A 13158-nucleotide genomic window follows, 5' to 3' on the forward strand; every position below is an offset into this window, starting at 1 on the left:
CCGCCGCAGCGGTTAATAACCGGCGCTGAGATCGTCGACGGAACGCGGATCGGACGCGCCGTAGCGCATGCCGTCCGGCCCAATCATGATGCTCTGCGTGCTGCCCATTGCAGGCATCACCTTCACGTGCTGGCCTTTGGCTTCCAGCAGCCGCAGCGTATCAGGACTGAAGCCTTTCTCCACGCGCAGCTGATCGGGCAGCCACTGGTGATGAAAACGCGGGGCGTTAGTTGCTTCCGCCACGTTCATCCCAAAATCGATGCTGTTAACCACCATCTGCAGCACGGTTGTGATGATCCGGCTGCCGCCCGGACTGCCGGTGACCAGCCAGGTTTTCCCCTCTTTTGCCACAATCGTTGGTGACATTGAGGAGAGCGGACGCTTCGCCGGCTGAATCGCATTCGCCTCACCGCCGACCAGACCGTAGACGTTTGGCGTACCGGGCTTCGCGGAGAAATCATCCATTTCATTGTTCATCAGGATGCCACTGTTGCCCGCCACGATCCCGCTGCCAAAGTAGGTGTTCAGGGTATAGGTCACTGCCACGGCATTGCCCGCTTTATCCACCACAGAGAAATGGGTGGTCTGATTGCTCTCATACGGTGCCAGTTTACCCGGTTTGATCTCTGATGACGGCCGCGCTTTGCTGACATCGATCTGCTGCGCCAGGGTTCTGGCGTAAGCTTTGCTGGTCAGCGCCTGCTGCGGCACTTTGACGAAATCGGGATCGCCAAGATACTCGGAGCGATCGGCATAGGCGTACTTCTCCGCTTCTGCCATAACCTGCATGACATCTGCGCTGCCGAAGCCCCACTTCGCCAGGTCGAAGTTCTCCAGAATATTCAGGATCTGCACAATGTGGATCCCGCCGGATGAGGGAGGCGGCATAGAGAACACTTCATAGCCGCGATAGGTGCCGCTGACCGGTTTGCGCTCCACGGCACGATAAGCAGCAAGATCGGCTTTGCCAATCAGCCCGCCATGCTGTGCCATCTCGCCAGCGATCTCATCAGCAATACGGCCTTTATAAAATGCGTCTGCCCCCTGCTGCGCAATCAGCTGCAGGCTGCGGGCCAGGTTCTTCTGCACCAGCCGATCGCCTTTCTGATAAGGTTTACCGTCCGCTTTATAAAAAATTGCCCGGCTGGTGGCGTAATTGATCAGATTCTCTTTGCCATAGGTGGCGAGATCGTCCGCCAGCGCGTCGTTGACGATAATACCGTCACGTGCCAGCCTGATAGCCGGGGCCAGCAGCGTGCGCAGCGGCAGCGTGCCATACTTCTGTGCCGCCAGCGCAAATCCTGCCACCGTGCCCGGCGTACCCGACGCCAGGTGCGAAGTAAGCGATAACTTACTATCCGCGTTGCCCTGCTTATCAAGGAACATATCGCGCGAGGCGCGCGCCGGCGCCATTTCACGAAAGTCGATAGCAGCAGTCCGTCCGGAAGCGGTGCGCAGCAGCATAAAGCCGCCGCCGCCGAGATTACCCGCCTGCGGATGAGTAACCGCCAGCGCAAAGCCCACGGCGATCGCCGCATCCACTGCATTACCACCCTGCTTAAGGATCTCCACGCCCACCTGCGTTGCCATAGCGTCCACCGAAGCAACCATGCCGTGCTGCGCTTTCACCGGATGAAAGGTGTCGCTGTCAACGCCGTAAGAGACAGGCGGTGCACTGGCGGGCGCGGCGGCGGCCCCCTGCACCACGGTAAAACTCATTAACATCGCCCAGCTCAACTGGCGCAACCTGCCTGCTGTCTTCATCCTGCCACCATCCTTTTCAGTTGTTTACATTTGTTATTTAGTAATGCAAGTGTTTGCTAATGCAGTAAAAACATACCACTTAACGCAAATTGCACGCACGCCCGATTTCAGGCTTTGTGATATCGCATAAACTTATGATCAAGACGCAGACTGCCTGCAGGCAGCCTGTTTACACAGCAGGTCAGACGACCGGAGGGAATAATGAAACCATGGCTTATTGCGCTGGCAGCCCTGCTGCCGCTGAGCGGTATGGCGAACACGCTGAATAATAACAATGTGAATCAGCCCGGCTATAACCCAAGCCAGCAGCGTATGCAGACGCAGATGCAGACCCAGCAGCAGCAGCAGCAGCGCCTGCTGCATCAGGATCAGCAGCGGCAGACGCAAAATATGCAGCGGCAGCTGCAGGAAAAACGCGACAGTACCCGGCAGCAGGTGCTGCAGTCGCAGCCGGGTCAGAATACGCAGCAGAACGGCACAATGCCGAACAGTAACTAACTGAAGTCGGGACCAATGATGTCAATGCGGTCGGTGCAGATGGCATCCACACCCCAGTTCAGCAGCTCGCGTGCACGCGCGGGCTGATTAACCGTATACACCAGGATACGCAGCCCGGCTGCTTTCAGCCGCGCTGTGCGCTCTGCGTCGAGCAGCCGGTAATTCAGGTGAATCGACACGCATCCCAGCCTGGCGGTCAGTGCCTGCCATGCGTCATCCCACTCATCCAGCAGCAAACCACGCGGCAGCTCCGGAGCGGCCTGCTGTGCCGCTGCCAGCGCGTCAGGTGAAAATGAAGAGAGCAGCGGGGGTATCTGCCCCTGCCAGAGCTTACGGGCAGCCAGCGCCACGGCAGCACCTGTCTCAGCGTCGGTGCCGGTGGTCGGTTTGATCTCAATATTTGCCATCATCCGGTGCTGGCGACAGCGCGCCGCCACATCTGTCAGCAGCGCCAGCGGTTCGCCCGTAAATGCCCGGCCGAACCAGTCGCCGGCATCGAGCTGTGCCAGCTGCGACCACGTCTGCTCGCCTGCCACGCCCCAGCCATTACTGGTGCGATCGAGCGTGTCGTCGTGCAGCAGAAAGATCTGTTTATCCTGCGAGAGTTTGGCATCAAACTCAATCATGGTATGGCCATAGCGCGCGCCGGTATCAATCGCCGCCAGCGTATTTTCCGGGGCGAGTTTACCGCCGCCGCGATGGGCCACAATTTTCGGGTAGGGCCAGTTGTTGTCACTCATTCCAGACGTTTTCCATGTACAGAATCGAAGAAGTGTAACGCATCCGCCGGCAGATGCAGCCACAGCGTGCTGCCCGCCTGCGGACGTTCGCTGTGCGGCAGCCGGACCACCAGCCGCGCCTGGCCAAGATGGCCATGCGCAAGGTTATCTGCGCCGAGGATCTCCAGCGTATCGATCACCAGTGGCACGCCGCCTGCTTCACGTGAAGAGAGATGGATATGCTCAGGACGAATGCCGAGCGTCATCGTCTGGTTAGCCCACTGCGGCCGTCTCCCGCCCAGTGGCAGGCTGTTCAGGGCATCCAGCGTAAAGTGCGTGCCGTCGCGGCTGATCTGCCCTGGCAGCAGGTTCATCGCCGGTGAGCCGATAAAAGCGGCGACAAACTGGCTGGCCGGACGCTCATAGACCTCTACCGGCGTGCCAACCTGCTCCACAATCCCTTTATTCATCACCATCACCCGCTCTGCCAGCGTCATCGCTTCAACCTGATCGTGCGTAACATAGAGGCTGGTGGTTTTCAGGCGACGGTGCAGCTGCTGCAGTTCAAGGCGCATCTGCACGCGCAGCCGCGCATCAAGGTTAGACAGGGGTTCATCGAACAGGAATACAGCCGGCTCACGTACGATAGCGCGTCCCATCGCCACGCGCTGCCGCTGGCCGCCTGAAAGTTCACGCGGTCGCCGGGTCAGCAGGTGATCAAGTTCCAGACTGCGCGCGGTTTCCAGCACGCGCTGAGCGATCTGCGCTTTACTCATACCGCGGATCTTCAGGCCATAGCCCATGTTTTCGCCTACCGTCATATGCGGGTAGAGCGCATAGTTCTGAAACACCATCGCGATGCCGCGATCTTTCGGCTCCATCTCCGTGACCCGCTGCTCAGCAATAAAAATGTCGCCGGAGCTGACGCGCTCCAGTCCGGCCACCATACGCAGCAGCGTCGACTTACCGCAGCCGGAGGGCCCCACCATCACCATAAACTCGCCCTCGTTGATGGTAATGGTCAGCGGCTGGATCACCGCATTTTTGCCGTCATACGATTTTGTCACGCTCTGTAAGGTTACGCCTGCCATCTATTTCTCATTCTCCACCAGGCCACGCACAAACGCGCGCTGCATTACAAGAACCACCACAACCGGTGGGATCAGGGTTAATAACATCGCTGCCATCACTTCATTCCACTGCGTCGGGCCGCCGCTGGTATTGATCATGCTTTTTACCCCCGCTACGGCGGTGCTCAGGCTGGCATCATTAATAATCAGCAGCGGCCAGAGATACTGATTCCAGCCATAGATAAACGTGATCACAAACAGCGCGGCGAGGTTGGTTTTTGACAGCGGCAGGACAATGTCCCAAAAGAAGCGCATTGGTCCGGCACCATCAATGCGCGCGGCTTCAATCAGCTCATCCGGCAGCGACAGGAAAAACTGGCGAAACAGAAACGTGGCCGTTGCCGACGCCATCAGCGGCAGCGTCAGACCGCTGTAGCTGTCGAGCAGGTTGAGCGTGGCGATCACTTCTACCGTCGGAAAGATGCGCACTTCAACCGGCAGCATCAGGGTAATGAAAATCAGCCAGAAAAAGAGCGTGCGCAGCGGAAAACGAAACCAGACCAGCGCAAAGGCTGAGAGCATAGAGACGCTGATTTTGCCGAACGTAATTGCCAGCGCCATGATACAGCTGTTCAGCAGCATCATGCCAAACGCCGCGCTGCCGTTAACGCCCTGCGTCCAGATACGCGAGACGTTCTCCCAGAGATGCGTGCCGGGCACCAGCGTCATCGGGACCTGATAAACCGCGGTGTTATCCAGCGTGGCGGCTACAAAGGCCACATAGAGCGGAAACAGAATGGTCAGCACACCCAGAATCAGCAGAGTATGGCTGAAGATATCCAGCCCGCGTCGGTTCTCAATCATTGATATTGCACCTTACGCTCAACAAAGCGGAACTGCAGAATAGTCAGGCCAATCACCAGCAGCATCAGCACAACCGACTGCGCGGCAGATGAGGAGAGATCGAGACCGGTAAATCCTTCCCGATAAATTTTGTAGATAAGCGTGGTGGTAGACTGTACCGGCCCGCCACCGGTGGCGGCGTCAATGACCGGGAAGGTATCAAAGAAGGCGTAGACCAGATTGATCACCAGCAGAAAGAAGCTCACCGGCGTAATCAGTGGCAGTGAAAGATGAAAAAAGCGGCGTACCGGCCCGGCCCCGTCGATGGCTGCCGCCTCAATCAGCGACCTCGGAATCGACTGCAGCGCGGCGAAGAAAAACAGAAAGTTGTAGCTCATCTGCTGCCAGATAGAGGCGAGCACCACCAGAAACATTGCCTGACCGCTGTTCTGCGCATAATTCCAGTTATAGCCAGCCTGGTTGAGCAGATGACTGAACAGCCCAAGCCCCGGATTAAAGAGAAACATCCACAGCACCGCGGCGACCACCGGCGCCACCGCGTACGGCAGCAGCAGCAGGGTCTGGTAGAGTTTTTGCAGGCTTACGACATAGTCAACCAGCGCTGCCAGCAGAAGCGAAAACAGCATGCCCAGTACCGTGACCAGCAGGCTGAAGACGATGGTGGTGCGGAACGAGTCGAGATAATACGGATCGCTGAACAGACGGCTGAAGTTCTCCAGCCCGACAAAGGTACTCGAGATGCCAAACGGATCGATGCTCTGCAGCGAATACCATAGCGCTTCTCCGGCGGGCCAGAGAAAGAAAATGGCGGTGATAATCAGCTGCGGTGCCATCAGCAAATAGGGCAGCAGCCGGGCACGAAAGACCGGACGAGACGATGAGGGCATAGAAAACTCACGCTGAAAGCGGGAGCGGCACAGCGCCGCTCCCGGTGGATCGGATTTATTTCACCTGCTGTTCAAAACGGCGCAGCAGTGCGTTACCGCGTTTAACCGCATTATCCAGCGCCGCCTGTGGCGTCTGCTTGCCGGTCCAGACGCCTTCCAGCTCTTCATCCACCACCGTGCGGATTTGCGGCATGTTGCCGAGGCGCATACCTTTGGTGTACGGCAGCGGATCTTTATTGAGCATCTGCCGGGTGGCGATATCCGCGCCCGGATTCTTCTCATAGAAGCCCTGCTTTCTGGTCAGCTCATAGGCAGCGGTGGTGATAGGCAGGTAGCCGGTTTTCTGATGCCATTCGGCGGCAATCTCCGGCTGGGCGAGGAACTTCATAAACTCTGCCGCCCCTTTATACGTGGCCGCATCTTTGCCTTTCATCACCCACAGGCTGGCACCGCCAATAATGGCATTCTGCGGGGCTTCAGGTACGGTCTCGTCATACGGCATCATGCCGACGCCGAAGTTGAATTTGGCGTAGTGCTTGATATCCGCCAGCGAACCTGAGGAGGCGGTAGTAATACCGCAGTCGCCGTTGTAAAACTTGGCGGTTGGCTCATCTTTGCGCCCGAAGTAGGTGAAATCACCTTTTTTGTTCATCTCTTCGAGCATCTGAATATGCCGCACCTGTACCGGTTTATTAAACTCCAGCACCGCATCCGTGCCGTCGAAGCCGTTGTTTTTACTGGCTACCGGCAGCGCATGCCACGCGCTGAAGTTTTCAATCTGGATCCAGCCCTGCCAGCCGCTGGCATAGCCGCAGCTCATGCCGGCTTTACGCAGCGCGGCAGCGTCTTTTGCCAGTTCCTGCCAGGTTTTCGGCGGCTGTTCCGGATCCAGCCCCGCTTTTTTAAAGGCATCTTTGTTGTAGTAGAGCACCGGCGTTGAGCTGTTAAACGGCTGAGAGATCAGCTGACCGCTGCTGTCGCTGTAGTAACCCGCCACGGCCGGCACAAACTGCTTCGCATCCATCTGCACGCCAGCCTGGCTGAACACTTCATGCACCGGCACAATCGCTTTTGAGGCCATCATGGTTGCCGTACCGACTTCATAGACCTGCAGCAGCGCAGGCGCTTTGCCGGTGCGTACTGCTGCGATCCCCGCCGCCAGGCTCTGCTCGTAGTTACCTTTATAAGTGGGCACAATTTTGTAATCGGGATGCGCCTGGTTAAAACGCTGTGCCAGAGAGTCAACTTCTTTGCCTAACTCCCCTTCCATTGAGTGCCAGAAAGGGATTTCGGTCGCAGCCAGCGCGTTACCGCTGAGCGCCAGACCAAGCAACACACTCATCAGACGGGGACGAAGCGTTAAAGCGGTCATAAAGTTTTCCTGTGCTGTTAGGTACGCGCAATATCACGCATTTTTTGTTCGCGGAGTAACATGACACGGGAAGATGATAGAAAAATAACCGAAATATGACAGAGATGTGACACACAGAAACGGGGCAGCCAGGGGGCAAAACGTGAACGCTGTGCACACTTTTTAGCAAAAAAACGCAGGCAGGGAGAAAGGCGGCCCGGCAGGATCCCGGGCCGCAGGCAGATCAGGCGCCGAGATAGGCGCTGCGCACCGCTTCATTGGAGAGCAGTGCTTCGCCACTGTCCTCCAGCACCACGTGGCCGTTTTCCAGCACGTAACCGCGATCGGCCAGCTTCAGCGCCTGATTGGCGTTTTGCTCAACGAGGAAGATGGTCATCCCCTCTTTACGCAGCTGCTCGATAGTGTCAAAAATCTGCTGGATGATGATAGGGGCCAGTCCGAGTGAAGGTTCATCCAGCAGCAGCAGGCGCGGCTGACTCATCAGCGCACGACCAATTGCCAGCATCTGCTGTTCACCGCCGGACATCGTGCCGGCACGCTGCACTTTGCGCTCTGCCAGCCGGGGAAAGAGCTGATAAACCCGCTCAATGCGCGTCTGATACTCCTGCCGGCTGGCAAAAAAGCCGCCCATCGCCAGGTTCTCTTCCACCGTCATGCGGGAAAACACCCGGCGTCCTTCCGGCACAATAGCGATCGCCTCCCGCATGATTTTCGCCGTCTGCCAGTCGGTAATGGTTTTACCGTCAAACACAATGGTGCCGCTGGTGGCGCGCGGCTCACCGCACAGCGTGCCCAGCAGCGTGGTTTTGCCGGCGCCGTTGGCACCAATCAGCGTGACGATCTCCCCCTGGCTGATATGCAGATTGATATTGTGCAGCGCCTGAATCGGGCCGTAGTGGGCGCTTACACCCTGCAGTGTTAACATCGGGTTTGCCATCTTACGCCTCACCTAAATAAGCCCGGATCACATCCGGGTTGTTGCGAATCTGTTCCGGCGTACCGTTCGCCAGCGGCGTTCCCTGATTAACCACGTAGATGCGATCGGAGATGCCCATAACCAGCTTCATATCGTGTTCAATCAGCAGTACTGACACCTTATGCTCGCTGCGCAGCTCGGCGATCAGCGCATCCAGCTCATGCGTTTCACGCGGGTTGAGGCCTGCTGCCGGCTCATCCAGCATCAGGATCTCCGGGCGCGTGACCATGCAGCGGGCAATTTCCAGCCGGCGCTGCTGGCCGTAAGCGAGATTGCCCGCCTGGCGGTTTGCCAGCTCCAGCAGGCCGATACGCTCCAGCCAGGTTGCAGCGCGATCGAGCGCCTCGCTCTCGCCACGGCGAAACGCCGGGGTTTTTAACAGACCAGAAAAGACACCGCTTTTCAGATGCTGATGCTGTGCCACCAGCAGGTTTTCAATCACCGTCATCTCACGGAACAGACGCACGTGCTGGAACGTGCGCACGATGCCCATGCGCGCGATTTTCTGTCCCGGCAGGCCCTGCAGCGGCTGATCGCGCAGTGTGATCGTTCCGCCGGTAGGCTTATAAAAGCCGGTCAGGCAGTTGAACACGGTGGTTTTACCGGCCCCGTTTGGTCCGATAAGCGAAACAATCTCCTGCGGATGCAGCGCCAGTGCCACATTGTTGACGGCCAGCAGGCCGCCAAAACGCATCATCAGGCCTTCAACGGCTAATAAAGGCTGACTCATGCCTGCTCTCCCTGTTTGCTCTGTTTCAGTTTCAGATGCGGACGCTTCATCGGCAGTAAACCCTGCGGACGCCAGATCATCATCAGCACCATCAGGCCGCCCAGCACCAGCATGCTGTACTCATTAAGATCGCGCATCAGTTCACGCGACACCACCAGCAAAACAGCGGCGAGGATCACCGCCAGCTGAGACCCCATCCCGCCCAGTACCACGATAGCCAGTACAAAAGCGGACTCGACAAACGTAAACGACTCCGGACTGACAAAGCCCTGGCGTGCCGCAAACAGCGTGCCGGCAAAGCCTGCAAACACGGCGCTGATGGTAAAAGCGGTCAGCTTGATACGCGTCGGGCTCAGGCCCAGCGAGCGGCAGGCGATCTCATCTTCACGCAGCGCTTCCCATGCGCGGCCCAGCGGCATACGCAGCAGGCGGTTGATCACAAACAGCGTCAGCACTACCAGCAGCAGCGCCACCAGGTAGAGGAAAATCACGCGGTGGTTGGGATTGTAGGCAAGCCCCGTCAGTTCATGGAACGTGGTCCATCCCCCTTCGCTGACGCGCCGGCCAAACTCAATGCCAAACAGGCCGGGCTTAGGGATCTGTGCGATACCGTTCGGCCCCCCGGTTATGGAGGTGCTGTTGAGCAGCAAAATACGCACGATTTCACCGAAGCCGAGCGTAACAATCGCCAGATAGTCGCCGCGCAGGCGCAGCACCGGAAACCCCAGCATCAGCCCAAAGGCGCCAGCCACGATGCCCGCCAGCGGCAGGCTCTCCCAGAAACCAAAACCGTAGTAGTGGTTCAGCAGCGCAAAGGTATAGGCGCCAATGGCATAAAAGCCGCCGTAGCCCAGTACCAGCAGCCCGGAGAGTCCGACCACTACGTTAAGCCCCAGGCCCAGCATGACGTAGATCAGCGTCAGCGTCGCAATGTCGATGCTGCCACGTGACGCAAACAGCGGCCACGCAACGGCAGCCACGATCAGCAGCGCCATCAGCAGCTTCTGCTTCGCAGTAGAGCCATCAAACGCCGGCAGCACAAAGGCTTTACCGCTGCGGCGAAGCCGGCCTGCAAACAGCGGACGCAGCAGCTGAAAGATAAAGACCACCGCGCAGCCCACGAAGATCCAGTTCCAGCGAACGTCGCCCGCGCTGACAACAATCAGCCGGGTGCCATCCAGGTCCAGACGCACGCCCATAAAGAAGCTGGCCAGTACCAGCAGCATTGCCGCGGAAAGCACGGCGTTAAGCAGCCCGAGACGCTTCATACTTTCTCTACCTCCGGGCGGCCCAGGATACCGGTTGGCATCACCAGCAATACCACGATCAGCAGCGCAAAGGAGACCACATCTTTATATTCCGTCGAGAGGTAAGCTGACGTCAGCGCTTCCGCAATGCCGAGTACCAGTCCGCCAATCATGGCGCCCGGAATACTGCCGATACCGCCCAGCACCGCTGCAGTAAATGCTTTCATGCCGGCCATAAAGCCGATAAACGGGTTGATTGAGCCGTAGAACTGCCCCAGCAGCACGCCAGCAACCGCTGCCATAGCCGCACCAATCACAAAGGTCAGCGAAATGACGCGATCGGTATTGATGCCGAGCAGGCTCGCCATTTTCAGATCTTCTGCGCAGGCGCGGCAGGCGCGGCCCATACGCGAATAGCGGATAAACAGCGTCAGCGCCAGCATTGCCAGAAACGTCACTACCCAGATCACCAGCTGCATGGTGGTGAGCGTGGCGGCGAAGCCGTTGCTTTCACCCAATGTCCACTGGCCGGTGATCAGACTCGGCAGCGCCAGATCGCGCGAGCCCTGGGTCAGGCTGACGTAGTTTTGCAGGAAAATAGACATCCCGATGGCGGAGATAAGCGCAATCAGCCGCTTGGAAGCGCGCACCGGTTTATAGGCGACGCGTTCAATACTCCAGCCGTAGGCGCTGGAGATGATCACTGCCATGATAAAACCGGCGGCAATCATCAGCCACGCGGTATCAATACCCATCATCATCAGGGCGGCAATGACAATAAAAGAGACATAGCTGCCGATCATATAGACCTCGCCGTGGGCGAAGTTGATCATGCCGATAATGCCATACACCATGGTGTAGCCAATGGCGATCAGCGCATAGGTGCTCCCGAGGGTCACCCCGTTGAACATCTGCTGAATAAAATAGAGAAACTGCTCGGACATAGTGAGGACCTGCAAGTGAATCAGAGATTCCCTCTCTGGGGTAAGAAAGGGTCAGGGAAGCAAACCGCTCGCAGCGCGTTTGCCTGCTCCCTGCCCCCGCCCGCGTACGGGAGGGGGAGATAGTTACGCTATAGGGTATAACCGGTTAACAGCGATTATTTCACTGCGGTTGATGAGCCATCTTTGTGCCATTTGAACACGCCGAACTCGAACCCTTTCAGATCGCCTTTCTGATCCCAGCTCAGGTTGCCCATCACGGTTGGCACCGGTGCGCCCTCTTTCAGGTTTTTGGCAATGGCATCGGGCTCGTCGCTCTTGCTGCGCTCAATACCCGCCACCAGCGACTGGATCGCGGCATAGGTAGTCCAGACAAACGGACCGGTCGGATCTTTGCGGTTTGAGGCGCTGTTGCCTTTGATAGCATCAACAATTGCCTTGTTCTCTGGCAGCTGGTCATAACGCTTCGGCAGCGTAACGTACAGGCCTTCGGACGCATCACCCGCAATATTGGAGAGTGATGCGTTACCCACGCCCTCTGGCCCCATAAAGCCCGCTTTCAGGCCGGCCGTTTTTGCCTGACGCAGGATCTGCCCCAGCTCCGGGTAGTAGCCACCGTAGTAAACAAAGTCGACGTTCTCTTTCTTCAGACGGGCAATCAGCGTGGAGAAATCTTTATCGCCGGCAGTGATCCCCTCAAACAGCACCACGTTACCGCCTTTGGCTTTCAGGGTTTTCTGCACGGACTCTGCCAGACCCTGGCCGTACTGCTGCTTGTCATGCACGACGGCAATATGCTTCGGCTTGATCTGGTCCAGAATATAGGTCGCTGCCGTCGGACCCTGATCGGAGTCGAGACCGGTGGTGCGCATAACGTCAGCATAGCCACGCGCCGTCAGTTCAGGGGCGGTGGCGGCCGGCGTGATCATCAGAATGCCTTCATCGTTATAGATGTCAGACGCAGGCTGCGTAGAAGAAGAGCAGAGATGGCCGATAACATATTTAATGCCGTCGTTAACGACTTTGTTCGCAACCGCAACCGCCTGTTTCGGGTCACACGCGTCGTCATACTCCACGCCAACCAGCTTGTCGCCGTTTACGCCACCTTTGGCATTAATGTCTTTAATCGCCTGCGCTGCGCCCGTGAACTGCATATCACCATATTGCGCCACCGGGCCGGTTGCTGCACCTACGATAGCAATTTTGATATCAGCAGCCAGCGCGGCATGGCTCATTGCCAGCGCAACGCAGCCCGCCAGTAACGCGCGTCCTTTACTCATCTTCATGCGTACTTCCCCATCTGTTATGTCGTGTCTGTTGTGATTGGTTTTATTTCAGCCAGTGAAAGAAGAAACTGATTCAGATAGAAGGAGTTAGCGCTCTTATCTGGCTTTTTTTGTTAAAACAGCTTTATTTTCAGGTTATTAAACAGGAATTTTCTGCTGTAAATCAACTGACATATTCAGCAATGAGTGGCCTGAACAGCATAATACTCTGGAGGTTATGGCCGTAATTTGCGCACCAGGGCAGCGCGTTATGCTGGCTTATTCAGCAATCGTTGCGGGCTTACTCCACAATCCTGGCAAAGTGTCTGCCATTTGACCTGTTTTTATCGCAAAAAAGTGACAGCGCTCTGACTGTATAAATTCGCTACACTATGCCCTTTCAGCCAGTACAGGTACGGGTTATGAAACTCACTATTCAGCGTATCGTTTCACTTACGCCGCAGGATCGCATCGACCTCGCTAAAATCTGGCCGCAGCAGGATATCGCGCAGCTGGAGAGCACAATGAGTGATACGCAGCGGCTCTATGCCGCACGGTTTAACGACCGGCTGCTGGGCGCGCTGCAGCTGGAAATCCGCGGCACCCACGGCAAAATCACGCACTTTGAAGTACGCGAGGCCACGCGCCGGCGCGGCGTCGGGCGTTACTTACTGGAGGAGACTCTGGCGCAGAATCGTTCGCAGGCTCACTGGTGGATCGCTGATGATGGCTATGCTGACCAGGGGATCCGGGCGGCCTTTATGCAGGCATGTGGCTTCCGCGCGCAGGCGGACGGGTGGGTAAAAGAGACAGAGTAGAGCCGCG

The 13158-nt window shown here is 57.5% G+C and carries 13 protein-coding genes; 2 read left to right on the plus strand and 11 right to left on the minus strand.

The annotated features are described in order from the left end of the window. Positions 1 to 12: 12 nt before the first annotated feature. Positions 13 to 1764: a gamma-glutamyltransferase gene (gene ggt, locus SB719_RS16130; protein ID WP_412159411.1), complete on the minus strand. Its 1752-nt coding sequence runs from the start codon at positions 1762 to 1764 to the stop codon at positions 13 to 15. Positions 1765 to 1965: 201 nt separating this feature from the next. Between ggt and SB719_RS16135 the strand changes: the two genes are divergently transcribed. Continuing rightward, entirely contained in the window at positions 1966 to 2262 is a 297-nt protein-coding gene (locus SB719_RS16135) for a DUF2756 domain-containing protein (protein WP_065650375.1), read from the plus strand. Here SB719_RS16135 and ugpQ read toward each other — a convergent pair. The 10 genes from ugpQ to SB719_RS16185 form a co-directional block, all read right to left on the minus strand. Beyond that, positions 2259 to 3002: a glycerophosphodiester phosphodiesterase gene (gene ugpQ, locus SB719_RS16140; RefSeq protein WP_065650376.1), complete on the minus strand. Its 744-nt coding sequence runs from the start codon at positions 3000 to 3002 to the stop codon at positions 2259 to 2261. The genes SB719_RS16135 and ugpQ overlap by 4 nt on opposite strands. Continuing rightward, positions 2999 to 4072 (minus strand): sn-glycerol-3-phosphate import ATP-binding protein UgpC, encoded by a 1074-nt coding sequence (locus SB719_RS16145; protein ID WP_412159412.1) that lies wholly within the window; start codon positions 4070 to 4072, stop codon positions 2999 to 3001. The genes ugpQ and SB719_RS16145 overlap by 4 nt, the downstream gene beginning before the upstream one ends. Beyond that, entirely contained in the window at positions 4073 to 4915 is an 843-nt protein-coding gene (gene ugpE, locus SB719_RS16150; RefSeq protein ID WP_065650378.1) for a sn-glycerol-3-phosphate ABC transporter permease UgpE, read from the minus strand. After that, complete coding sequence (ugpA, locus tag SB719_RS16155) at positions 4912 to 5802, minus strand: sn-glycerol-3-phosphate ABC transporter permease UgpA (protein ID WP_065650379.1); 891 nt, start codon at positions 5800 to 5802, stop codon at positions 4912 to 4914. The genes ugpE and ugpA overlap by 4 nt, the downstream gene beginning before the upstream one ends. Before the next feature lie 55 nt (positions 5803 to 5857). After that, positions 5858 to 7174, minus strand: coding sequence for a sn-glycerol-3-phosphate ABC transporter substrate-binding protein UgpB (ugpB, locus tag SB719_RS16160; protein WP_065650380.1), 1317 nt, complete (start codon positions 7172 to 7174; stop codon positions 5858 to 5860). Between the two features lie 223 nt (positions 7175 to 7397). Beyond that, the gene (gene livF, locus SB719_RS16165; RefSeq protein WP_065650381.1) at positions 7398 to 8111 is read right to left on the minus strand and encodes a high-affinity branched-chain amino acid ABC transporter ATP-binding protein LivF; all 714 of its coding nucleotides are present in this window, start codon (positions 8109 to 8111) and stop codon (positions 7398 to 7400) included. Between the two features lies 1 nt (position 8112). Further along, on the minus strand, positions 8113 to 8880 hold the full coding sequence (livG, locus tag SB719_RS16170) for a high-affinity branched-chain amino acid ABC transporter ATP-binding protein LivG (RefSeq protein ID WP_065650382.1): 768 nt from the start codon (positions 8878 to 8880) through the stop codon (positions 8113 to 8115). Then, positions 8877 to 10148 (minus strand): high-affinity branched-chain amino acid ABC transporter permease LivM, encoded by a 1272-nt coding sequence (locus SB719_RS16175; protein WP_292977011.1) that lies wholly within the window; start codon positions 10146 to 10148, stop codon positions 8877 to 8879. The genes livG and SB719_RS16175 overlap by 4 nt, the downstream gene beginning before the upstream one ends. Next, positions 10145 to 11071, minus strand: coding sequence for a high-affinity branched-chain amino acid ABC transporter permease LivH (gene livH / locus SB719_RS16180; protein WP_065650384.1), 927 nt, complete (start codon positions 11069 to 11071; stop codon positions 10145 to 10147). Before livH ends, SB719_RS16175 begins: the two co-directional genes overlap by 4 nt. A gap of 155 nt (positions 11072 to 11226) precedes the next feature. Further along, entirely contained in the window at positions 11227 to 12354 is a 1128-nt protein-coding gene (locus SB719_RS16185) for a branched-chain amino acid ABC transporter substrate-binding protein (RefSeq protein WP_412159413.1), read from the minus strand. A 401-nt stretch (positions 12355 to 12755) separates the two neighbouring features. On the opposite strand from SB719_RS16185, the gene panM reads away from it, so the two are divergent. Next, positions 12756 to 13151 (plus strand): aspartate 1-decarboxylase autocleavage activator PanM, encoded by a 396-nt coding sequence (gene panM, locus SB719_RS16190; RefSeq protein ID WP_304235001.1) that lies wholly within the window; start codon positions 12756 to 12758, stop codon positions 13149 to 13151. Positions 13152 to 13158: the final 7 nt, after the last annotated feature.

Origin of the sequence: Pantoea sp. SIMBA_079 (genome assembly GCF_046940275.1) — a bacterium.
Classification (GTDB): Bacteria; Pseudomonadota; Gammaproteobacteria; order Enterobacterales; family Enterobacteriaceae; genus Pantoea; species Pantoea borealis.

What these genes read in the sequence shown, in the direction of transcription:
- ggt (WP_412159411.1), bottom strand. Translation starts at nt 1,764, where the DNA reads ATGAAGACAGCAGGCAGGTTGCGCCAGTTGAGCTGGGCGATGTTAATG.
- SB719_RS16135 (WP_065650375.1), top strand. Translation starts at nt 1,966, where the DNA reads ATGAAACCATGGCTTATTGCGCTGGCAGCCCTGCTGCCGCTGAGCGGT.
- ugpQ (WP_065650376.1), bottom strand. Translation starts at nt 3,002, where the DNA reads ATGAGTGACAACAACTGGCCCTACCCGAAAATTGTGGCCCATCGCGGC.
- SB719_RS16145 (WP_412159412.1), bottom strand. Translation starts at nt 4,072, where the DNA reads ATGGCAGGCGTAACCTTACAGAGCGTGACAAAATCGTATGACGGCAAA.
- ugpE (WP_065650378.1), bottom strand. Translation starts at nt 4,915, where the DNA reads ATGATTGAGAACCGACGCGGGCTGGATATCTTCAGCCATACTCTGCTG.
- ugpA (WP_065650379.1), bottom strand. Translation starts at nt 5,802, where the DNA reads ATGCCCTCATCGTCTCGTCCGGTCTTTCGTGCCCGGCTGCTGCCCTAT.
- ugpB (WP_065650380.1), bottom strand. Translation starts at nt 7,174, where the DNA reads ATGACCGCTTTAACGCTTCGTCCCCGTCTGATGAGTGTGTTGCTTGGT.
- livF (WP_065650381.1), bottom strand. Translation starts at nt 8,111, where the DNA reads ATGGCAAACCCGATGTTAACACTGCAGGGTGTAAGCGCCCACTACGGC.
- livG (WP_065650382.1), bottom strand. Translation starts at nt 8,880, where the DNA reads ATGAGTCAGCCTTTATTAGCCGTTGAAGGCCTGATGATGCGTTTTGGC.
- SB719_RS16175 (WP_292977011.1), bottom strand. Translation starts at nt 10,148, where the DNA reads ATGAAGCGTCTCGGGCTGCTTAACGCCGTGCTTTCCGCGGCAATGCTG.
- livH (WP_065650384.1), bottom strand. Translation starts at nt 11,071, where the DNA reads ATGTCCGAGCAGTTTCTCTATTTTATTCAGCAGATGTTCAACGGGGTG.
- SB719_RS16185 (WP_412159413.1), bottom strand. Translation starts at nt 12,354, where the DNA reads ATGAAGATGAGTAAAGGACGCGCGTTACTGGCGGGCTGCGTTGCGCTG.
- panM (WP_304235001.1), top strand. Translation starts at nt 12,756, where the DNA reads ATGAAACTCACTATTCAGCGTATCGTTTCACTTACGCCGCAGGATCGC.